The organism is Rhizobium sp. TRM95796 (genome assembly GCF_025779995.1).
Classification (GTDB): Bacteria; Pseudomonadota; Alphaproteobacteria; order Rhizobiales; family Rhizobiaceae; genus Rhizobium_E.
Genome location: NZ_JAOXHE010000005.1, coordinates 164,155 through 185,502 on the forward strand (window position 1 = coordinate 164,155; position 21,348 = coordinate 185,502).

At 62.8% G+C, this 21,348-nt stretch carries 23 protein-coding genes; 10 read left to right on the plus strand and 13 right to left on the minus strand.

The features are described 5' to 3' along the window. Nucleotides 1-222: 222 nt before the first annotated feature. The 4 genes from OCK01_RS12170 to modC all read left to right on the plus strand — a co-directional run bounded on the left by OCK01_RS12170 (nt 223) and on the right by modC (nt 5,085). Entirely contained in the window at nt 223-2,427 is a 2,205-nt protein-coding gene (locus OCK01_RS12170; RefSeq protein WP_263824135.1) for a DUF1217 domain-containing protein, read from the plus strand. Nucleotides 2,428-2,523: 96 nt separating this feature from the next. Further along, entirely contained in the window at nt 2,524-3,309 is a 786-nt protein-coding gene (modA, locus tag OCK01_RS12175) for a molybdate ABC transporter substrate-binding protein (protein WP_263824136.1), read from the plus strand. A 7-nt stretch (nt 3,310-3,316) separates the two neighbouring features. Then, nucleotides 3,317-4,009 carry a molybdate ABC transporter permease subunit gene (gene modB, locus OCK01_RS12180; RefSeq protein WP_263824137.1) on the plus strand — a complete coding sequence of 231 codons (693 nt, stop codon included), beginning with the start codon at nt 3,317-3,319 and terminating at the stop codon, nt 4,007-4,009. Continuing rightward, nucleotides 4,006-5,085, plus strand: a complete 1,080-nt coding sequence (gene modC / locus OCK01_RS12185) for a molybdenum ABC transporter ATP-binding protein (protein WP_263824138.1) — start codon at nt 4,006-4,008, stop codon at nt 5,083-5,085. The genes modB and modC overlap by 4 nt, the downstream gene beginning before the upstream one ends. Here modC and OCK01_RS12190 read toward each other — a convergent pair. The 6 genes from OCK01_RS12190 to OCK01_RS12215 form a co-directional block, all read right to left on the minus strand. Next, a complete protein-coding gene (locus tag OCK01_RS12190; protein WP_263824139.1) occupies nt 5,070-5,471 on the minus strand; it encodes a winged helix-turn-helix domain-containing protein in 402 nt (133 codons plus the stop codon). The two genes, modC and OCK01_RS12190, sit on opposite strands and share 16 nt — an antisense overlap. Further along, entirely contained in the window at nt 5,468-6,889 is a 1,422-nt protein-coding gene (locus OCK01_RS12195; protein WP_263824140.1) for an FAD-binding oxidoreductase, read from the minus strand. The genes OCK01_RS12190 and OCK01_RS12195 overlap by 4 nt, the downstream gene beginning before the upstream one ends. Nucleotides 6,890-6,916: 27 nt before the next feature. After that, entirely contained in the window at nt 6,917-7,888 is a 972-nt protein-coding gene (locus OCK01_RS12200; protein ID WP_263824141.1) for an L-threonylcarbamoyladenylate synthase, read from the minus strand. A gap of 64 nt (nt 7,889-7,952) precedes the next feature. After that, nucleotides 7,953-8,555 carry a DUF6656 family protein gene (locus tag OCK01_RS12205; protein ID WP_182829304.1) on the minus strand — a complete coding sequence of 201 codons (603 nt, stop codon included), beginning with the start codon at nt 8,553-8,555 and terminating at the stop codon, nt 7,953-7,955. 119 nt (nt 8,556-8,674) lie between these two features. Further along, entirely contained in the window at nt 8,675-9,634 is a 960-nt protein-coding gene (locus OCK01_RS12210; protein WP_263824142.1) for a glycoside hydrolase family 25 protein, read from the minus strand. A gap of 73 nt (nt 9,635-9,707) precedes the next feature. Continuing rightward, nucleotides 9,708-10,217, minus strand: a complete 510-nt coding sequence (locus OCK01_RS12215; protein WP_263824143.1) for a cupin domain-containing protein — start codon at nt 10,215-10,217, stop codon at nt 9,708-9,710. Between the two features lie 211 nt (nt 10,218-10,428). On the opposite strand from OCK01_RS12215, the gene OCK01_RS12220 reads away from it, so the two are divergent. Continuing rightward, a complete protein-coding gene (locus OCK01_RS12220; protein ID WP_263824144.1) occupies nt 10,429-11,022 on the plus strand; it encodes a short chain dehydrogenase in 594 nt (197 codons plus the stop codon). A 3-nt stretch (nt 11,023-11,025) separates the two neighbouring features. Here the strand turns inward: OCK01_RS12220 and OCK01_RS12225 are convergent, their stop codons facing one another. The 3 genes from OCK01_RS12225 to OCK01_RS12235 all read right to left on the minus strand — a co-directional run bounded on the left by OCK01_RS12225 (nt 11,026) and on the right by OCK01_RS12235 (nt 14,236). Beyond that, nucleotides 11,026-12,021: a transporter gene (locus tag OCK01_RS12225; RefSeq protein ID WP_263824475.1), complete on the minus strand. Its 996-nt coding sequence runs from the start codon at nt 12,019-12,021 to the stop codon at nt 11,026-11,028. A gap of 74 nt (nt 12,022-12,095) precedes the next feature. Continuing rightward, nucleotides 12,096-13,157 (minus strand): neurotransmitter-gated ion-channel ligand-binding protein, encoded by a 1,062-nt coding sequence (locus tag OCK01_RS12230; RefSeq protein ID WP_263824145.1) that lies wholly within the window; start codon nt 13,155-13,157, stop codon nt 12,096-12,098. Further along, on the minus strand, nt 13,157-14,236 hold the full coding sequence (locus OCK01_RS12235; protein WP_263824146.1) for a cache domain-containing protein: 1,080 nt from the start codon (nt 14,234-14,236) through the stop codon (nt 13,157-13,159). The genes OCK01_RS12230 and OCK01_RS12235 overlap by 1 nt, the downstream gene beginning before the upstream one ends. 195 nt (nt 14,237-14,431) lie before the next feature. On the opposite strand from OCK01_RS12235, the gene OCK01_RS12240 reads away from it, so the two are divergent. Together OCK01_RS12240 and OCK01_RS12245 are read left to right on the plus strand one after the other, a co-directional pair. Next, nucleotides 14,432-16,210 (plus strand): acyl-CoA dehydrogenase, encoded by a 1,779-nt coding sequence (locus tag OCK01_RS12240; RefSeq protein ID WP_263824147.1) that lies wholly within the window; start codon nt 14,432-14,434, stop codon nt 16,208-16,210. A gap of 10 nt (nt 16,211-16,220) precedes the next feature. Continuing rightward, complete coding sequence (locus OCK01_RS12245) at nt 16,221-16,979, plus strand: crotonase/enoyl-CoA hydratase family protein (protein WP_263824148.1); 759 nt, start codon at nt 16,221-16,223, stop codon at nt 16,977-16,979. Nucleotides 16,980-16,983: 4 nt separating this feature from the next. Here OCK01_RS12245 and OCK01_RS12250 read toward each other — a convergent pair whose 3' ends face one another. Next, a complete protein-coding gene (locus OCK01_RS12250) occupies nt 16,984-17,376 on the minus strand; it encodes a DUF1284 domain-containing protein (RefSeq protein WP_263824149.1) in 393 nt (130 codons plus the stop codon). 64 nt (nt 17,377-17,440) lie between these two features. After that, nucleotides 17,441-18,037 (minus strand): biotin transporter BioY, encoded by a 597-nt coding sequence (locus OCK01_RS12255; protein WP_263824150.1) that lies wholly within the window; start codon nt 18,035-18,037, stop codon nt 17,441-17,443. 155 nt (nt 18,038-18,192) lie between these two features. On the opposite strand from OCK01_RS12255, the gene OCK01_RS12260 reads away from it, so the two are divergent. The 3 genes from OCK01_RS12260 (at nt 18,193) to OCK01_RS12270 (ending at nt 20,485) form a co-directional block, all read left to right on the plus strand. Next, nucleotides 18,193-19,122 carry a histone deacetylase family protein gene (locus OCK01_RS12260; RefSeq protein WP_263824151.1) on the plus strand — a complete coding sequence of 310 codons (930 nt, stop codon included), beginning with the start codon at nt 18,193-18,195 and terminating at the stop codon, nt 19,120-19,122. Beyond that, entirely contained in the window at nt 19,119-19,370 is a 252-nt protein-coding gene (locus tag OCK01_RS12265; protein ID WP_412179005.1) for an exodeoxyribonuclease VII small subunit, read from the plus strand. Before OCK01_RS12260 ends, OCK01_RS12265 begins: the two co-directional genes overlap by 4 nt. Before the next feature lie 92 nt (nt 19,371-19,462). Next, nucleotides 19,463-20,485: a DUF4424 domain-containing protein gene (locus OCK01_RS12270; RefSeq protein WP_263824152.1), complete on the plus strand. Its 1,023-nt coding sequence runs from the start codon at nt 19,463-19,465 to the stop codon at nt 20,483-20,485. Between the two features lie 53 nt (nt 20,486-20,538). Here OCK01_RS12270 and OCK01_RS12275 read toward each other — a convergent pair whose 3' ends face one another. Both OCK01_RS12275 and OCK01_RS12280 read right to left on the minus strand, forming a co-directional pair. Further along, a complete protein-coding gene (locus tag OCK01_RS12275; RefSeq protein WP_412179006.1) occupies nt 20,539-20,781 on the minus strand; it encodes a type II toxin-antitoxin system ParD family antitoxin in 243 nt (80 codons plus the stop codon). A 72-nt stretch (nt 20,782-20,853) separates the two neighbouring features. Continuing rightward, nucleotides 20,854-21,225, minus strand: a complete 372-nt coding sequence (locus tag OCK01_RS12280) for a DUF930 domain-containing protein (RefSeq protein ID WP_263824154.1) — start codon at nt 21,223-21,225, stop codon at nt 20,854-20,856. Nucleotides 21,226-21,348 lie beyond the last annotated feature (123 nt).

Here is a 21,348-nt window from a genome sequence, read left to right on the forward strand (position 1 = left end):
AGGATAGGCGGCGTCCGTATGAGCCGACTTAAAAACTCTGGTTAAAAAACCTTTGTTCCGACAAATGGTTAGCAATTGCCCACTTGAATTGGTTTCATTCGGGTTTACTGTCGGGCTGCAATTGTTCGAGATCTGTCCACCGGTCGTCAAGCATCCCCGACGGGATCCGACAGTGTCCCGGAGGGACCTGGCGGCCGCCGGTAAGTTTCGGATAAGAACTCTGTGAGACAATCGGAAGGCGCGCGCGAAGGGCTCTCCATGGTCTCCACTTTCCTCACCTATGAAACCGTCAACCGGAACTACAAGGCCAGTCTCGACCGGGTGAAGAACGACGCCGCGACCGCCCGCGAAGCGCAATATTACCAAGAGAATATCGGCAAGGTGAAAACCGTCGACGAGTTCGTCGACGACTATCGCCTCTATTCCTACGCCATGAAGGCCTATGGTCTGGAAGACATGACCTATGCGACCGCCTTCATGAAGAAAGTGCTCGATAGCGACCTCACCGACGACAATTCCTTCGCCAACAAATTGGCCGATCAGAAATACCGCGACTTCGCCGCCGCGTTCAAATTCTCTACGACCGATACGGCGATCGTCCAGACCAGCACCCAGATCGACGGGGTCATCGGCGCCTATCAGGACGAGATCGACAAGACCAACGAAGAGACCGCCTCCGCCAACGCCTATTACAAGGCGACGATATCCACCGTGAAGACGGTCGATGACCTGCTCGACAATTCTCGCCTCCGCGACTACGCGCTCAAGGCTTACGGCGTGGATTCTCCTTATTGGAGCAAGGACTTCCTCACCAAGGTTCTGACCAGCGACGTCGACGATCCCGCGAGTTTCGTCAATCAACTGACCACCCCCGACCGCCGGAATTACCAGGCGATGGCGCGCGCCTACAATTTCAACGCGGCGGGCGCGCTCGACGGCGGCGATGCGGCGCAGACCACCGACCAAACCGCCGAGACCATGTTCGCCTATACGAGCACCGTGCCGGGCCGCACGACGCCGGCCTTGGCCGCGCTCAACAAGGACTATTACGAGGCCAAGATCGGGACGATCACCTCGGTCGACGAACTCGTCAACGACAGCCGTATGTTCGATTACGTCCGCAATGCCTATGGCCTTCAGGATGTGACCCTGCGCAGCACGCTCAAAAACATTCTGACATCGGACCTGTCCGACCCCGCCAATTACGCCACGACCATGGGCGGGGCGAAATATGAAAAGGTCGCCGCGGCTTTCAATTTCAATACGGATGGAACGATCAAGGGAACGGGCGGCGCGCAGACCACCACCCAGCGTGCAGAGACGTCGGCAGGCTATCTCGTCGGCTACGACGACCGGCAGCAGCAGACCGACGATGATCTGTACAGCTATTACCGCCGGACGATCAGCACGGTGGAAAGCATCGACGACCTCGAAGGCACCGCCAAACTCTATAATTTCGTGCTCGCCGCCTTCGGTTTCGATGGCGCGACGCGCAAGAAGGATATTGAGAAAGCGCTGACCAGCGAGCTTTCGGACCCCGCGAGCTTCGCCGCCGCCAACAAGGACAAGCGTTTCGAAGCGTTGGCCGGCGCCTTCAACTTCGATGAGGACGGCAACATGGACGCGCCGAGCCTGGCGCAGTCGCAAGCCAATCTCCAGCAGGTCGCCAAGGATTATGTCGTCCGCAAGACCCGGTTCGGCAATGAGGACGAGAAAGAGAAAGCCACCGAGGAAGCCAGTTATTACACCAAGACGATGCAGTCGATCACCAGCCGCGACCAGTTCCTCAAGGACAGCCGCCTGACCGGGATCATGCTCGAATCCTTCGGGCTCGATCCCAAGGACGTCAGTGCGGATTTTCTCAAGCAGGTCATGACGTCGGATCTGTCGGATCCCGACAGTTTCGCCAACCAGCAGGCCGATCACCGTTTCGCGGAGATGGCCTCGATGTATAATTTCACCGAGGAGGGCGGCATAGCCCCGAAGGAGCCGGGCGTCCAGGACGAACATGGCCGCCTGACCACGGAATATCTCTATCTCCAGGAGAGCCTGGAAGACGAGACGGGGGCAGGCAGCGTCGGCGCCCAGCTCGCGCTGTATTTCCAACGCATGTTCCCGAGCGTCAACACCGCCTTCGACATTCTCGGCGACAAGGCCCTGCTCGAAGTCTTCCGCACCGCTTACCAGTTGCCGGCGGAAATGTCGTCGATGGACATCGACAAGCAGAGCGCGCTCGTCGAGAAATACATGGATTTCGAAGAACTTCAGGATCCGGAAGAGCTTCAGAAATTCATCACCCGCTTTGCGGCCATGTATGACCTTCAGAACGACACCGGCAGCGATCCGCTGGTGAGCCTCTTCAGCAGATCCGCGTCGTCGATCAGCGCCGATACGCTTCTGTCCATCGCACAGCTCAAGAACAGCTGATTTCACTCTCCCGCGGCGTCTGTCGAAAAGATTCCGATTGCGTCGCCATGATCACCGATATATCCATTTGGATATCACGAATGGGAGGCGAATGGGATGTTGCGTCGGGGTTTGTTCAGTGTCGTTGTCGCGGTGATGACAGTTTTAGCCTGCAGCGGTTCAGCGATGGCCCAGGAAGGGAAGAGCCTGACGGTCTTCGCCGCCGCCAGTCTCAAGGGCTCGCTCGACAAGGCAGCAAGTCTCTATGAGGGCAAGACCGGCGTCGACGTCGCAATTTCATTCGCAGCGAGTTCAGCGCTCGCCAAGCAGGTCGAGGCCGGCGCGCCGGCCGATATTTTTCTGTCGGCCGACCTCAAATGGATGACCTATCTGGTCGACAAGGGCCTCGTGAAGAAGGAGCAGGTGGTCAAGCTGCTCGGCAACAGACTGGTCCTGGTCGGAGCGCCGGATTTCTCCAAGCCGCTGACCATCGGTCAGGATTTCCCGCTGGCCGAGGCGCTCGGCGACGGTCGCATCGCCATGGGCGAGCCGAAGAGCGTGCCGGCCGGCAAATATGGTCGCGAGGCGCTCGAACATTACGGTGTGTGGAAAACCGTCGAGCCGAAAGTCGCAGCCGCCGACAATGTCCGCGCCGCGCTGCAACTGGTCGCTCGCGGCGAGGCGCCGCTCGGCATCGTCTATCAGACCGACGCCAAGGCGGAAGCGGGCGTCAGGGTGATCGGCGTCTTTCCCGAGGAAAGCCACGCCCCGATCATTTACCCGATCGCGCCCGTCGCTGCTTCGACCAATGCGTCGGCGCAGGATTTCCTGGCTTTTCTGAATGGCGCGGAGGCGCAAGCGATCTTCAAACAGGCTGGATTTACCTTTCTCGCCGGGTCATGATCGAGGTATGGCGTTTTCGGATGAAGAATGGGTTGCAATCATATTGAGCCTGAAAGTGGCGGCCTTGGCCGTCACGCTCAGTCTGCCACTCGGCATCGCCGTCGCCTATCTGCTGTCGCGTCGTGATTTCTGGGGCAAGACGCTGCTTTCGGGCCTAGTGTCGCTGCCTTTGGTCTTGCCGCCGGTGGTCACCGGCTATCTGCTGCTCGTCGCCTTCGGGCGAAAGGGCGCGCTCGGCGGCGCGCTGGAGAGCCTCGGCGTCGTACTCTCCTTCCGCTGGACGGGCGCGGCGCTCGCGGCCGCCGTCATGGGCTTTCCGCTTCTGGTGCAGGCGATCCGCATTTCCATGGAAGCCATCGACGAACGCCTGGAGCAGGCGGCCCGGACCCTCGGCGCCTCGCCCCTCTGGGTGTTCCTGACCGTGACTTTGCCGCTCTGTCTGCCGGGCGTCATCGCCGGCGTGGTCATCGCCTTCGCCCGTTCCCTGGGGGAGTTCGGCGCCACCATCACCTTCGTTTCGGCCATCCCCGGCGAAACCCAGACGCTGGCTTCCGCCATCCATACCGCGCTTCAGGACCCGGATGGCGAACCGCAGGCTTTCCGCCTGACGCTTCTGTCCATCGCGCTCTCCATGCTCGCCATCTTTCTCTCCGGCTTCATCTCGCGTTACGTCGCGGCGCGGCTCGGAGCGCGGTCATGATCGAGGTCGATATCCGCCACCGCCAAGGCGATTTCGATCTCGCCGCCCGCTTCACTGTGGATGGCGGACTGACGGCGCTGTTCGGCGCCTCGGGCTCGGGCAAGACGACGCTGGTGCGCATGCTCGCTGGGCTGACCCGCCCGGATGAAGGTATAATCCGCTTCGACGGCGCCGTCTGGAGCGACGCGCAACGCGGCCTGTTCACGCCGCCGCATCGCCGCTGTATCGGCTATGTCTTCCAGGAAAGTCTGCTCTTTCCCCATCTCACCGCCCGGCAGAATCTGCTCTATGGCCGCTTCTTTTCGCGCGGCGCGAGCGGCATGCGGGAGGATGACGTCGTCGATCTCCTGGGCGTGTCGAAATTGTTGACGCAGCGGCCCGCCACGCTTTCGGGCGGCGAGAAACAACGCATCGCCATAGGGCGCGCTCTTCTCTCCAATCCGCAACTGATCCTGATGGACGAGCCGCTGTCGGCGCTCGACCGGGCGCGCAAGGCGGAAATCCTGCCCTATATCGAGCGGATCCGCGACGAGTTCGGCATCCCGATCGTCTATGTCAGCCATTCCGTGGAGGAAGTGGCGCGGCTGGCGAACCGCATCGTGCTGCTCGATGAGGGACGGGTAAAGGCGGTCGGCGGGCCGGCCGATGTGCTGGCGGGCGTCGGCGGTCTGACGGAGCCGCTCGCGCCGCAGGCGGTGATCGAGGCGCGCCTGGTCGGCCACGATCCCTATTACGGCGTCAGCATCGCCGAGATCGGCGCGCATCTGATCACCATACAGGAAGTCGCAGCGCCGATCGGCGCGATGCTCCGGCTTCGCATTCCCGCCACGGACGTCGTGCTTTCGCAATCGCGGCCGGTAGGGTTGAGTGCGCTCAACATTCTCCCTTGCACGATCAAAACCATCGCGGCGGAGGGGCGCCAGGTTCTCGTCACGCTGGATTGTCATGGGCAGACGCTACTGGCGCGCATCACGCTTCTCTCGGCCGAGCGGCTGGAGCTCGCGCCGGGCGAGGTGATCCACGCAGTCTTCAAGGCGGTGACGGGCGAGGCTGCGGGCGTCTATAGGGAGGTCTGATCCGGCTCGTCGCGATCCGAAGCGCCGCACGCTGCATCCTCATTGCGCATATTCTCTTCCATCCAGGCGAGATCGTCGCGCAACGCCGCGGCGGTGCGGGCTTCCATCGCCCGAAAGCGCGTCAACAGCTCTTGCCCGAAGGTCGTGAGCGACGCGCCGCCGCCCGATTTACCGCCATGCTTGGTGGCGATGACAGGCTCGATGAAAAGATGGTTGAGCTCATCCGCGAGCAGCCAGCCGCGCCGATAGGACATGTTCATGCGCAGCGCCGCCTGGCGGATCGAGCCGGTTTCACGGATCAGCTCCATCAGTTGCGCCTTGCCATGGCTCAGCGGCGCCCCGCCGGGGAAAGTGAAGCGCAGATTGGTGCGGATGCGGCCCGTCATGGCGTCCGGATCACCTTGTCAGGATTCATGATCAGGGCCGGATCGAACGCTGTCTTGATACGCCGCATCAGGTCGATTTCGATGTCCGGGCGGATCTCGGCCAGCTCGTCGCGCTTCAATTGTCCGATGCCGTGCTCGGCGGAGATCGAGCCGCCGAAATCCAGCACCAGCGCATGCACGATGGCGTTGATTTCCCGCCAGCGGTCGATGAAGTCCTGCTTGTCGGCGCCCACCGGCTGGGAGATGTTGTAATGGATATTGCCGTCGCCCAGATGGCCGAAAGCGCAGATCCGCGCGCCGGGGATCGCCGCCATCACCGCCTGTTCCGCCTTCGCCATGAAGGCGGGAATGGCCGAGACCGGCACTGAGACGTCATGCTTGATCGAGCCGCCCTCAGGCTTCTGGGCGTTGGACATGCTTTCCCGGAGACGCCAGAAATCGCGCGCCTGCTGGGTCGAGGCGGCGATCGTTGCATCGCGAATGAGTCCGGCCTCGAATGCTTCCTCCATCAAGCTTTGCATCATGGTCGCGGCGGCTTCGGTGCTGTCGGAGGTCGAAATGTCGATCAGCGCATACCAGGGATAGGCCACATCCAGCGGCTCGCGAACGCCTGGGATATGCCTGACGGTGAACTCGACCCCGATCCGCGCCATCAGCTCGAAGCCGGTCAGCGACGAGCCGCAGACGGCCGAGACCCGTTCGAACAGCGAGAGCGCGGCTTCGGCGCTGTCGAGCCCGGCGAACGCCACCTGATGGCCGCGCGGCCGCGGAAACAGCTTCAGCACCGCTCCGGTGATCACGCCGAGCGTGCCCTCGGCGCCGATGAACAGATCGCGCAGATCATAGCCGGTATTGTCCTTCTTCAGCTTGCGCAGCCCGTTCCAGATCTCGCCTGTGGGCAGCACCACTTCGAGCCCGAGGCAGAGCTGGCGCATATTGCCATAGGCGAGAACCTGCGTGCCGCCGGCATTGGTGGAGAGATTGCCGCCGATCTGGCAGGAACCCTGCGAGCCCAGAGACAGCGGAAACAGCCGGTCATGGCGCTCCGCTTCTTCCTGGATCGTCTGGAGAATGCAGCCGGCGTCGACCGTCATCGTATTGGCGGGGACATCGACTTCGCGAATGCGGTTGAGGCGTGAGAGCGACAGCAGCACGTCCGAACCGCCCTCGCGCGGCGTCTGGCCGCCGACATGGCCGGTATTGCCCGATTGCGGCACGATGGCCGTGCCGGTCTCGCTGGCCAGCGCCATGATCGCCGAGACCTCCTCGACCGAGCCCGGCTTGAGCAGGAGAGGGGAGGCGCCGAAATAGAGGCCGCGTGTCTCCTTCAGATGCGGGGCGATCTCCGTCTGATCGGTGATCGCATAGGCCTCGCCGACGATGGCCTTGAGACGGTCGAGAAGCGTCTGGTCGAGCATGCCTTGTCCTTTCGGCTTTCGCCTCAATCAGCCTTTCGGCGCCGCCGCCCGGGAAAGCCGGTCGTTGATCGCCTCGCCCAATCCCTCCGTCGGAATGGGCGCGAAGACGATGGCGGCAGGGGCGAGCGCATCCGCCTGCTTCATCATCGCGAAGAGATTGGCGGCCGCTTCGCGCAGGTCGCCGCGCGGGCTGAGATCCAGTTCTTCTACGGCCATGTCGCGTCCGGCGATGTCCTGGCCGGCGAAATTGATCAGGATCTCGCCGGGCTTGACGCAGTCGACATCGAGCCTCACGCCGACGTCGGGCGCATAATGCGAGGCCAGCATGCCCGGCGCCTCGATCGCCGCGCCATGATCGGCGCGGATGAGCGGCATGCCCAGCACGGCCTCGATCTCGGCGGCGTCGAGCCCGCCGGGACGCAAGAGCCTGGCTTCGCCATCCTCTATCTTGACGATCGTGCTTTCGACGCCGACCGGGGCCGAGCCTCCGTCGAGCACCAGTTGGATACGGTCGCCCAGATCGTCCGCCACATGCGCCGCCGAGGTCGGGCTGATCCGTCCGGAGCGATTGGCCGAGGGCGCGGCGAGCGGCTTGCCATAGGCGGCGATCAGCTCGCTGGCAAAGCCGCGTGGGCAGCGCAGACCCACGGTCGGCAGGCCTGCGGTGCAGAGATCATGGATATCGCTCTCAGCCGTCAGCGGCAGCACCAGCGTCAGCGGCCCGGGCCAGAAGGCTTCGGCCAGCTTCCGGGACAGCGGATCGAAACGCGTATGCCGCTCCGCCATGGTGAGATCGGCGACATGGGCGATCAGCGGATTGAAGCGCGGCCTTCCCTTGACTTCGTAGATGCGGGCGATGGCGTCGGGATTGGTCGCATCGGCGGCGAGCCCGTAAACGGTCTCGGTCGGCATCGCCACCGGCTCGCCCGCAGACAGGATCTCGACGGCGCGGGCGAGCGCCGCGTCCCTCTGGGTGCCGATGTCGATAATATCCGCCATGAAGCCGTCTTTCGTCAGGCCCCGCCTATAGCGCGGGCGGAACGGCTTGCCAAGTTCGCCGGCGTCAAAGCGCCTGGATGATCCGGCGTAGCTGGTCCTGCTTGGCGCCCAGCATCAGCACATTCTTGAAGGCGACCTTGGGGTCCTGCGTGCGGAACAGCAATCCGTTGCCGCGCACGCTGGTGTCAATGGTGAGCTTCTGCTGCTCTTCATCCTTCTCGACCGCAACGGCGAAATACATGCGTTCGGCGCGCATGTTGATCTTTTCGAAAGTCAGATGCTCGGCTTCGATGTCGGCAAAGAAATTGGCGATGTAGAAGGCCCATTTCACGTCCTTGAATTCCGCGAAACTGGTCTTGGCCGCGGTGACGTGACAATAGCCGAGATGCGGCGTGCCCTTGAGCGTGCGATGGAAGACCAGTTTGGGAAAGCGGATCGAACGATGAAAGCCGTTCAGCCGCTCATGCGTACGCTCGCCCGCCGCCGTCAATTGCTTGCCCGCGCGTTCGGCGACTTCTTCATAGGACAGATAGCGCTTCTGCACGCCGTCCCAATTGGGGCGGTTTCGGTCGATGCGGCCGGTGCGCAGGAATTCGGAATGGACTGCAGGCTTCTTGGGAGCCTGCTCCACCGTCTTCTTTTCCTCGAAATAGCGCAGTTGCGCAATCATCTCGGTCTTGGCTGTTTGTTGGTCCTGCGCTTGCATTCGCTCGCTCTACGCTCTGTTACTGAGCTCGCAGCCTAGAGGCGCATGATTACGCGAGGCTTGCCCCAAAGCCGTGAAACTCAACGAAAATATTGCGCCGTCCGGGTCTCCGAAGCCGCCTGTTCGCGTCCCGAGAGGGTATATGTCGCCCCGCCGATATGGCTGACGCCAAGGGCGCCCGTGGCGCTGACCAGATATTGCAGCACGGGCGGCCGTTCCGGCAGTAGATCGCCGCGGCTCCAGGCGCGCGCCAGCGTCGCCCGGTCGCCGCCGGTCGCATTGACGTCGATATCCTCCTCGGCGCCGTCGATGCGCATCGGGCAGGCTTTTTCGTCGCAATTGGCGATGGAGGAGAATTGCCAGAGAAAATAGTTCTCCCAATGACCCATTGGGAACACGCCCTTGATCTCCGGCTTGTAGCGCGCATACCAGAGCGGCAGGCGCGACAAGAGCGGATAATCCTCGCGCTTCAGCGCGATCAGCTTGGCCGTATCGTGATTGGTATAGAGCACGGGATAGCGCCCGGTCCGCGTCTTGATGTGGCGGACGAAGATCTCCGCGTCGTCCAAAGACATGAACTTCTCGTCGTCGAGGCCTTCGATGTCGAGCGCCATCAGGTCGCCTGGCTCGGGGCGGGCGTAGTCGAGAAAGTGATTGGCCTGGTCGATCGGATTGCCGGGTCGCGCCAGATGATAGGCGCCCCAGAGCAGGCCGTTCTGGCGCGCGAGAAGCCGGCGCGTCTGGTAGAGTTCGCGGCTGACAGCATATTTGCGCCACATCGTCTTGCAATGCGCGGTGGTGTCGCCCTTGTGGGGCTTGGAGCAGTCATAGACTTCCGGCAGCCCGTCCGACGCCTTGGAGATGAAGCCGGCGATGCGCTTGTTGGCGAACAGCTTCTCCCAGTCGAGAATATTCAGCTCGTAAGCGTCGAGCACGATCGCCTGTCGCGGGTCCTTCCAGGGCTCGTCGTCGGCCGCGCGCGCGGCGGGGATGCCTGCCAGAAGGGCTGTCGCCAGGGTGATCGTTCGGAACAATCTCATGCTCGCCTTGCCGTTGTGTTGAAAGCAAAGCGTGCGCCAGTAAGGTTAACAAGTGGTGAGAATGCGACCGTCTTTAGAAAAAGTCGGGCGTCATCATCAGCGCCATCGAGCCGATGATCGCCGGCGGCAGGATGTAGGGCACGCTCTTGCGCCTCAACTTTCCGAGCATGGTGCGGAGCATCAGAACCTGCGCCGAATATTTGCGGCGGCAGAAGGCGATCTTCCGCACATAGTCCTCGATCTCCCAGAGAGCGCGGCTGCCTTGGGCGAAATAGGCGATGTCGCCGGATCTGAGCAGGCGCGCCGCGCCGTCTTCCGTCGTCACCCGCACTGCGCCTTCGAGGATGACAACCGTTTCCTCGTCATGGAAGGTCCACCAGAAGCTTCCGGCGCTGCAGTCCCAGATCTTGGTTTCGGCGCGGCCGTCGACGCTCGGCGAATGGAGGCCGGCGCGCGCCTTGGGCGCGCCGGATACGATCCAGGCGGGATCGATCGGCGCGTCCACGAGCGCCACGTCCTCGGGACGGCCCGCCACGAACGACCCGTCCAATGCTTTCAATACGCCTGCGCTCGCCTGAACCATCGCCAAATTCCCTTTCTCCCGATTGAACCGTCATCGCACAGAAGCATGGGTGAACCTTTGACGCCGTCGCTAAACTTTTACGGGTTTCGCATTATTTCCGAGCAGATCGATCCAAAGCGCCCCGGTCTGTGCTGAAATGGATCAGCTTGCCCCGGCTTCCGGCTTTCGCTACCCATGGGGCGAATGAGACAATGCCAAGGGAGAAAGCGGCATGAAGATTTTGGTGATCGGCGCGAGCGGCGTGTTGGGCTCGGCGGTGACGCGCGAATTGTCGGTGCGTCACGAAGTGATTTCCGCTTCGCGGAGTGGCGACGTCAAGGTCGACGTCAAGGATGTCGACAGCATCCGGGCGATGTTCAAGACGGTCGGCGAGGTCGACGCCGTGGTCTCCGCCGCCGGCAAGGTGCATTTCGGCGCGCTCAAGGACATGACCGCCGACCTGATGGCGGTCGGCATCAAGGACAAGTTGATGGGCCAGGTCAATCTCGTGCTCGAAGGGGTGTCTTATGTGCGCGACGGCGGCTCCTTCACGCTGATTTCCGGCATTCTCGGCCATGATCCGATCCGCGCCGGCTCCAGCGCCAGCATGGTCAATGGCGCGATCGATTCTTTCGTCAAGGCCGCCGCCATCGAACTGCCGCGCGGCATCCGCATCAATGCGATCAGCCCGACCGTCTTCGAGGAATCCATGGAAGGTTATGGCCCGTTCTTCCGCGGCTATAAGCCGGTTCCCGTGGCCGACGCCGCGCTCGCCTATTCGAAGAGCGTCGAAGGCGCCCAGACGGGACAGATCTATCGGGTCTGAGGGTTACAGGATTCGCGCTTTCTTGAGCAGCATCCAGGCGGCGCCGATCGACAGCGTGATCAGCACGCCCGCGAAAAAGGTGCCGCCTTCGGTATGGGCGAAAGGCAGGTTCTCGGTGTTCATGCCGAAAAAGCCCGTCACCAGCGTCGGCGGCATCAGGAAGGCTGTGAGCAGAGACAGGATATAGAGGTGGCGGTTTGTCTCGGCCTGCGCCCGGGAATCGATGTCTTCATGCAGAAGCCTCGCCCGTTCCTGCAGCGAGAAGACGTCGCGCTCCACCACCTCGATCCGCTCGGTCAATTTCTGGGCGATTTCCTGAAAGCCTTCCGGCGCCTCGTCGTCGTCGGAGGCCGCGGCGCGGCGGAGCAGCGCCAGTTCCGTGCGCAGATGGCGATAGAGCTTGACGATCGAGCGTCGGGCGGGGGCAAGCCGGTGGCGCTCGTCTCTCTCGGCGTTTTCATAGACGAAATCCTCGATCCGGTTGAGCTCCTCGTTGATCTCCTGCGCCATGGCCATCACGGTGCGCTGGAATTCGATCACCAGGGTCGAGAACACATCCATCGGGCCCGAGATCCGGGCGCTGTTCTTCTCCAGCGCCTGCCGCGCCCGGTCGATGCTGCGCAACGGATGCAGGCGTGTGGTGATGATCATCCGGTCGGTGATGGCGAAATGCAGCCAGCCGATCTCGGATGTCATCTCGTCGAAGCCGCGCTGCAGATCGATGATCGTGCCGCAGACGATCTCCGGCAACACCGAGAGCGTCGCATGCGCATCGCGGCTGGTCAGCGCCTGCACCGCTTCCGGGGGAAGATCCGGGATGCGCTCCAGCAAATGCGGCACGCGCGCATCGGACAGACCCAGATGCAGCCAATGAAATCCGCTTTGTGACAGGAGTGCGTCGAGCTCGGTCTCAGGCGGCAATCGTATACTCGCGCCGCTTTCCGGTTCGAAACGCGTCGCCCAGACGAAACCGGGAATGGCGGAGACGGGAAGCTCCATGCTGGCGACGTCCTTCTGTCCGAAAATGCGCTCGGACAGCATTAGGTCGCCGACATGACAGTTTTGCTACACAATCATGACAGCGAGCGCACGACCGAGCAGATGCAGATCAGCGTGAAGATCGCCGGCAGCGTGAAGCGGACGCTGCGATGGATTTCCTCGATGAGATAGGCGTTGCGGCGCGCGGCGGGAAACTCCGCATGCTGTAGACCGAGATGCACGAGCAATGTCAGCACCAGATAGAAATAGCCGAGCGAGATCATGAAGGCGATCGGCGAATTCACCGACATCGACCCTGGAAAGCTCGATTCGAAAGTGAAGGACAGCGCCGCCAGCGCCAGAAGCGCCGAATAAGTGATGCCGGCGTGATCGACCTTGACCTTATCCGGCGCCCAGAGAATGAACAGCGACACCGACACCACCGCCGCAAACGGGATGAAGATGCGGAGCAGATAGCGCGGCCATTCGCGGCTCACGGTCGCGGTCACCGTGGCGCGCACGAAAGGCTTGGCGTTCCAGCCATAGAATTGCGTCAGCGCGAAGGACAGCCGCTCCGGACGCCAGTCCGAAATCGAGATCTGGTCGGCGATGGCGGAGATCTCGCGGTCGCGATCGTCGACCACGAAGATCAGGTCGCTCGCAGAATAGCGCGGGGCGGTGAAGACGAAATCGATGTTCTGTCGGTCGAAGGGAAAAGCGGCGAGATCGACGGAAATGCGGAAATCGGCGTCCAGCTGCCGAATCAGCGACATCGTCCCATCGGCGGAAATCGACAGCGCCACCGAGCGCGATCGGGGCTCGTCGATCTGGTTGGCGATGGTGACGTCGGGCGTCCAGATCGCGGCGATCTTGGCCTCGGCTTCCTCGCCGAAATAGTCATGGCGATAGACGCCGGCGGCCAAAGGATCGAAGGCCTGGTTCGGGTCTTTCCAGCCTTGGGTATATTCTACCCGCGCCGAAATCTCACCCTTGGTCTCTTCCAGCCGGGTGATGTTGAGAAGCCGGACCGAGAGATGGGTTTCGATCGGCAGATGCACCCGACCGGGCAGGGATGGCGGCGGCGCGGCGGCAAAGGCGTGCGGCGCCAGGCACGTGAGCAACAGGAGGAGCGAAACAAGCGTTCCCAGCCGGATCATCAGGAGTCTCCGCCGCTGCGCAGCGTCCGGCCTGCGCCATCGCGGATTTTCAGATATGCGGCAAGCGCCGTGGTGGGCGCGCCGATGCGGCCGCCCTGCAGATCATCGGCCAGCTCTTCGAGCGGGCGGAAGACGAAGGCCCTGAGCGTCGCCATGATCACGCCGAAGGCGATCATCAGGCCGGACAGGGCCACCACTATCACGGTCACCAGCGTGGCGCGGAACGCGCCTTCTTCCGCCGAAAAATCGCGGGCGACGATCATCGCGCCGATCACCTTTCCTGAATAGTCGAGCAGCGGCCGGGTCATGACGCCGATGGTGGCCGCATCGCGCTTGGTGATGGCGAGTTCCGGTCCGCGCGACAGCTTGATCAGTCCCGCCTGCTGCAGCCCGTCGAAGAGCACGCTGTTGGTGGAGGCGTCGAGCCGCAGCTTCCCGCCGCCGTCGCCGAAGCCGCCTTTGTCGGTGGGAATATATTGCGGATCGAGGAAGATCGCGAAATCCGCGCCGCTGGAGGATTTCGACGCTTCCATCAGCATTTTCAGGCTGACGCCGACTTCCACCGTGCCGATCACCCGATTGCCATCGATCGCCGCCGAGACGGCGCGCAGGCTCAGGCCCTTGAGGCCGATCTCCAGTCCCTTCTGCGGCTTGCCGCTGCGATTGGCGGCCAGCACCATCGGCCGGATCTTGGACAGGTCCTGGCCGAAATCCTCCGGCGCCCAGACGCGCAGGAAGGACTTGATGTCCGCGGTCTGAAAATGCAGCACGTCCACGCCGGCTTCCAGCTTCAGGCTGGCGAGCACCGGCTTCATCTTTTCGAGCAGCGCCGGCCGGTCGCCCGCTTTCAGAAGCGCCACCACATCGGGGTTCTGGGCGATCAGCTCCGAATGGCTCACGGTCAGGTTTTCCGCCTGGCTCATGGCGGTGGTCAGCACCAGGCTGGTGGCCTCGATCTCCTTCTTCTCGCTGTCGGAAAGCGCCGCGCGCCCGTCGGAATAGAGGATCCAGCCGCCGATCGCCAAAGTGGCGCCGAGGATCAGGCTGGCGATGACGGATATTCTGCGCTCGAGCTTCATGGTCGTCCCGCGATGGAGTTAACGCCGAGAGCGTTAGCGGTCGCAGGAAAACTTGTCGACGGCGGTGAACTATGCGGAAGGGCGCATTCCACAATTAGGCTTAATTGACGTTTACGTAAAAATCAATTAGACCTGCTTCCGAAGGGCCGCGGCGTGCGCTAGGCTGCGGCGGGACGATCAGCTTGGAGGAGCGGAATGTACAAGGCGCCCGTGGGAGATATTCTGGCTGCGCTCAAGGCGCAGGGGCTGGACAGCGCGCTGGGACGCGGCGTCTATGCGGAGCTCACAGCAGATGTCGCAGACGCCATCGTCGAAGAGGCCGGAAAATTCGCAAGCGACGCAGTGGCGCCTCTGGGCGAGGTCGGCGACAGGCAGGGGTCGCGCCTGATCAACGGCGCGGTCAAGACGCCCGACGGCTGGGCCGATCTCTACAAGGCCTGGTCGGCCGCCGGATGGAATTCGCTCACCGCGCCGGAAGCCTATGGCGGCCAGGCGCTGCCGCATATGCTGCTCGTGGCGACGCTCGAAATGTGGAACGGCGGCTCGCTCGCTTTCTCGCTCTGCCCGACGCTGACCATCGGCGCGATCGAGGCAATCGAGGCGCATGCGACCGACGACCTCAAGGCGAAATATCTGCCCAAAATGATCTCGGGAGAATGGACCGGCTCGATGAACCTCACCGAGCCGCATTCCGGGTCCGATCTCGGCGTCATGCGCACGCGCGCCGAGCGCCGCGACGACGGCAGCTACCGCATCTTCGGCCAGAAGATCTACATCACCTTCGGCGAGCATGATTTCACCGACAACATCGTCCATCTCGTGCTCGCCCGCCTGCCGGATGCGCCGGCCGGCTCGCGCGGCATCTCGCTGTTCTTGGCGCCGAAATACCTGGTCAACGAGGACGGTTCGCTCGGCCCCCGCAACGACGTCTATTGCCATTCCGTCGAACACAAGCTCGGAATTCACGGCTCGCCCACCTGCACCATGATTTTCGGCGACGGCAAATACGGCGAGGAGAAGGGCGCGATCGGCTATCTGATCGGCGAGGAGAACAAAGGTCTCGCCTGCATGTTCACCATGATGAACAACGCCCGTCTCGCCGTCGGCATGCAGGGCGTCGCCATCTGCGAAGCTGCGACCCAGAAAGCCGCCGCCTATGCGAAAGAGCGAACGCAAGGCCGCACGCCCGGCTGGCCCGGCGCCGGCATGAGCCCGATCATCGAACATCCCGACATCCAGCGCATGCTCGCCACCATGAAGGCGCTGACCGCGGGCTCGCGCTCCATCGCCTATGCCTGCGCCCACGCCATAGACATGGCGCATGTGACCGAAGGCGACGAAAGCCGCCACTGGCAGGAGCGGGCCAATCTGCTCACGCCCATCGCCAAGAGCTTTCCCACCGATTGCGGCGTCGAAGTCGCCTCGCTCGGCGTGCAGGTGCATGGCGGCATGGGCTTCATCGAGGAAACCGGCGCGGCCCGGCTCTATCGCGATGCACGCATCACACCGATCTATGAAGGCACCAACGGCATCCAGGCCATCGATCTCATCGGCCGCAAGCTGCCGCAATCGAACGGCGCGCATGTGCTCGGCTTCATCGACGAGCTCGCCGTGACGGTCGATCTGGTCCGCGCCTCCAACGATCCCGCCTTCGGCCGCACCGCAGATAAGCTCGACGCCGCGCTCGCCGATCTCCGCGAAGCTACCGCCTGGCTGCTCGCCAGCATGGGTGAGGGCAAAATGACAGAAGCCTTGGCCGGCGCCACGCCCTATCAGCGCCAGTTCGGGCTCACGCTGACGGGCGTCTACCTTGCCAAAGCCGCCATCACCCCTGTTGACGATGGCAAGGCCGAGACGCGCGTCGCGCTCGCCCGCTTCGCCGCCGAAAATCTGATCGCCGAAACGACGGCGCTGAAAGATCGTGTGATGCACGGCGCCGAAAGCCTCGCCGCCGTTCGCGCCGCCCTTGCCTGAGGAGACTGACATGACCGACAATATCCTGATCGAACGCCCCGAGGCGCATCCCGGCGTCACCGTGATCCGCATGAACAGGCTCGACAAGAAAAACGCCATCACCCGCGACATGTACGGCCAGATGGCCCTGGCGCTGGCTGAAGCCGATGCCGATGACGCCGTCAGCGCGGTGGTCCTAACAGGCGGCCCCGGCTGCTTTTCCTCCGGCAACGATCTCGCCGATTTCATCCAGATCGCCGCCGCCGAAGGCGAAGCCAAGAATGTCATCGCTTTCCTGCATGAACTCGCGCGCTTCACCAAGCCGCTTCTGTCGGCGGTCGACGGTATCGCCATCGGCGTCGGCGTCACCATGCATATGCATTGCGACCTGACCTTCGCCTCGACGCGCACCGTGTTCAAGACGCCGTTCACCGATCTCGCCGTTGTGCCGGAGGCGGGCTCGTCGCTGCTCGGCCCGCGCATCATGGGCTATCAGCGCGCGTTCGCCATGCTGGTGATGGGGGAGGGTTTCTCCGCCGAAGAGGCGCGTGAGGCCGGCCTGATCTGGAAGGTTCTGCCGGAGGACGAGGTTGAAGGCGCCGCGCTCGCCGCAGCCTCCAGACTGGCCGCCAAGCCGCGCGACTCGCTGATGATCTCGCGCCGGCTGCTGAAGGGCGACGTCGATGTGCTGCGCGATCACATGGATGAGGAGATGAAACACTTCCTTGCCCAGTTGCGCTCCAAAGAGGCCGCCGGTGTCTATGCTGGCTTCTTCGCCAAGAAGGGGTGACGGGTCAGAGCTTCGTGCCGGAAAAGCCGTCGGCGGCGATCGCCGTGCAGAAATCCGCCCAGGAACAGTCCTTGCAGGCCCGACGGATGTCTCCGCTCGCGAAGGCGGCGCGCAACGCTTCGACCCGCTCCGCGGTCAGCACGATGGCGGAGCCCTTGTCTGCGAGATCGGGAAGCAGGCGAGACACCGAGGCGATGGCCGTCCGATCCATCTCCATCGTGGACGCGCGCGAACAGTCGTGATCGGAGATCTCGCGGCAGGCGGCGGTGAAACCGTTGCAGATGTCGTCGGGACCTTCGGTGAGCTCCACCGCTGCGCCGGCTTTGATCGCCGCGACCACCCGGCTCATATTGGCGACGAAGGCGGGCGTATAGCCATAGCCGCGGTAGGTGAGCACGCACAAAAAATGATGCCCGCGCAAACGCACGGGCATCATGTCATTCAAACCTGTGTCGGCTCGATCAGCCACGGATGAGGCGCGAAGCGCCGGAGATCACGCCCTTGGCGATGAGGATCGCAAGCGCGGCCTTGACGAGGTCGATGGCGATGAAGGGAACCACGCCGACTGCGAAAGCGGCCTGGAGGTTCTCAATCAGCGAGGCCTGACCCATGAAGGTCGACAGCCAGGCGACGCCGCAGGCAAACATCACCGCTTCACCGATGACCACGGCGATCGCAGCGCCGACGAAGCCGCGGGCGAAGCCACGATCGACCATCCAGCCGATGATCACGGCCTGCAGGAAGAAACCGGCGAGATAGCCGGCCGAGGGGCCGAGCGGCATCAACGACTTGAACTGGGCGAAGACCGGCAGGCCCATCGCGCCTTCGAGCAGGTAGAGGCCGAGCGAGGCTGCGGCGAGGCGATGGCCGAAGGTCAGGCCGATCAGGATCACGGCGAGCGTCTGCAGCGTGGTCGGCACCGGCCAGCCGATCGCGATCTGCGACATGGCGGCGAGGAACAGGCTGCCGCCGAAAGCGATGGCCGCCTTGCGGGCGAACGTCGAGCCGAACAGCGTATCGAGCGTCTGGGCGCCCGAGGAGAGAGCGAGATTTGCCATCGGAAATTTCCCTTCCTGCGAGATATGGTGCTTCCTCTGTCACAAACCGGTCACGCCTTGTCAATCCGTCCTTCGGTTGGGTTAACGCTTTTTATCCCGCGCTGCAGCGTCGGTGAAGGTGGACCCGCAGGCCCCGAAAGGCTATATCAGGCCCCATGACGACACGCCTCTACGAACACCAGGTCTTTCTCGCCCATCATGTTCCGGAGGGCCATCCGGAACGTCCCGATCGCTTGCGCGCCCTGAATGCGGCGCTCGAGCATCCGCATTTCTCCACGCTCGACCGCAAGGAAGCGCCCATCGCCAATGAGGACGCGGTGCTGCTCGCCCATCCCGAGGAGCATTTGTTCTCCGTGATGCGCTCGATGCCCGAAGAGGGGATCAAACAGATCGAGGCCGACACCCATGCGAGCCCCGAAAGCCTGAAGGCGGCGCTCACCGCGATCGGCGGCGCCATGGCCGGCGTCGACGACGTCTTCGCCGGCAAGGCCGACAATGTCTTCGTCGCGGGCCGTCCGCCGGGTCATCACGCCGAACACGACAAGGTCATGGGCTTCTGCTTTTTCAATACGGTGGCGATCGCCGCCCGTCATGCGCAGAAGACTTATGGCGTCGAACGCGTCGCCATCGTCGATTTCGACGTGCATCACGGCAATGGCACCCAGGATATTTTCTGGAACGACCCGTCGGTGCTGTTTTGCTCGACCCATCAGATGCCGCTCTATCCCGGCACGGGCGCCAAGGACGAGACGGGCGCGCAAGGCACGATCGTGAACGCGCCGCTCAGCCCCAATTCCGCCGGCGATCATTTCCGCGAGGCGATGAAGAGCCGCGTGCTGCCGGCGCTCGAAAATTTCCGGCCCGATTTCCTGCTCATCTCGGCAGGCTTCGACGCTCATCACCGCGATCCGCTCGCCCAGATCAATCTGGTCGGCGACGATTTCGACTGGATCACCGGCCGGCTGATGGAAATCGCGGGGAAATATGCCTCAAACCGTCTCGTCAGCGTGCTCGAAGGCGGCTATGACCTCGAAGGCTTGGCGGAATCGGCAGGCCTGCATATCGCGAGACTGATGAGGGGATGACGATGACCGACACGACAGAACTTTCCGGCCTCACCTTCGAACAGGCCGTGCAGGAACTCGAATCGATCGTTGCCCGCCTGGAGCGAGGCGATGTGCCGCTCGACCAGTCGATCGCCATTTATGAGCGCGGCGAGGCGCTCAAGAAGCATTGCGAAACGCTGCTCGGCGCAGCCGAATCCCGCATCGAGAAGATCCGCCTCGACCGCGCGGGCAAGCCCGCGGGCGTAGAGCCGCTCGATCCGGCTTGAGCCGGGAATCGCGTCTGTCTTCATAGTCTTGGGGGCGTTGACCCCCGAAGCCAAGCCCGCTAGCGTCCCGCCTCATGATCAGGAGGGACCCTATGACAAAACACCTCGCCATGGCCGCCGGGCTTGTCGCCCTCGGCGCCGGCGCCGCTCTGGCAAACGACACCACTGCCGTGTTGAAGACCGGCGGGCTGGAATTTACCCGCAGCGCCGATATCTCCATGGAGAAGGAGGTTCTCTTCATCTCCATGAACGAAATTCGCGTCGATTACGTGTTCCGCAACTCCTCCGACCAGGCGATCGACACGCTGGTCGCCTTCCCGATGCCGGACATCGAGGGCGGGCCGATGTCGGACGTCTCCTCCGGCGATCAAAACCGCGACAATTTCCTCGATTTCACCGTCACCCAGGATGGCGCGGCGATCGAGCCTCAGCTGCAGCAGCGCGCCTGGGCCAATGCGCTCGACGTGACCGAACAGATCAAGGCGGCCGGCGTGCCGCTGCTGCCCAACAGCGAAGCGACCCAGAAGATGGTCGACAACCTGCCAAAGGAAACGCTCGACCAATGGGTGGCCGATGGTCTGGTGCGCATCGACAGCTGGGACCAGGGCAATGGCGAAGAGACCCATTACATTCCGGTGTGGACGCTAAAATCCGCCTATTACTGGCGCGCGCGCTATGAGCCAGGCGTCGATATCAAGGTCTCCCATACCTACAAACCCAGCGTCGGCGGCACGGTGCAGCCGGCGTTTCTCGATGAAAATCGTGAGCCCAAGGGCCAGTATTACGAGGAATACAAGGCGAAATACTGCGTCGACGACGCTTTCGTGCGCGCAGCGCAGAAATCGCTGAAAGCCATGATGGACGGCAAGGCCTACCACTATGAATCCTGGATTTCCTATGTGCTGACCACCGGCGCAAACTGGGCGGGGCCGATCAAGGATTTCACCCTCATCGTCGACAAGGGCTCCAAGGACAATTATGTCAGCTTCTGCGGAACCGGCGTCAAGAAGATCGGCCCCACGACCTTCGAGATGAAGGCGACGGACTTCTGGCCGGAAAAGGATCTCGATGTGCTGATCCTGAACTACAACGATCCTGCAGCCAATCCGGGTTGATCGTTTGAGCGTGAAAATCCGGCTGGGGGATGAGGGGCTCTCGCTAAACGTCTCTAGACGTATTTCTCGCTCAGGCGGTCCGCAACGTTGTCAACGGATTTAACCCGTCCAGCGTCGGCGTAGGCCAGGCCACGAGCGATTGCCGCGTCCAGGGCGCTTAGCCGGGTGTCGCGTTCTTCGAGCAAACGAACACCCTCCCTGAGAACGTCGCTCCGGGATGTGTAGCGTCCTGACTTCACGAGGTCAGCCACATAGCTTTCCAACTGGGGGCCGAGGTTGTCACTGCGCGGCATCATTTTTCTCCGTCCAGGAATTATGCCACGCTTGCCGGCGTGTCCGCAAGAAGCTCCGCGACCGGCAGAATCCTCTCAATCATAAAGCTGATACTGCTCCCACTCTTCCCGTGGAACCCTGCTGCCGATCTTGTAGTCGAACCGGACGACATCGATATGATCGGCGCTGGTGGTGCAGCTGTAGGACAGCCGGTACCACTCGCCGTTGCGGCGGAAGACGGCGCCGGGGGCGTCGATATGGGCCTTGCGGTAATGCGGGTCCGAAAAAGTGTAGGCGATCACCTTGTCGCCTTTCACCTTGGCCATGCCTTCCGTGTCGCAGCGCTGCTCCAGTTGGTCGCGTGGCGCCAGCCGCTTGATCTGGCTGAGCATTTTCTGGTCAATGGCGTGGGCCGGCACGGGCGCGAGGAGACTGGCGGCCAAAGCTGCCATTCTGCAAATGTTCATTCCGATGTTCATCCTCGTTCAGTCTGCTGAAAAGCGGTCGGCAAAGCGACGGCAAGGGGTCGTCGAGCGACGATCGGCGCATCGAAGCGTGCGATGCGCACCCCAAATTTCACCATAGTCGGG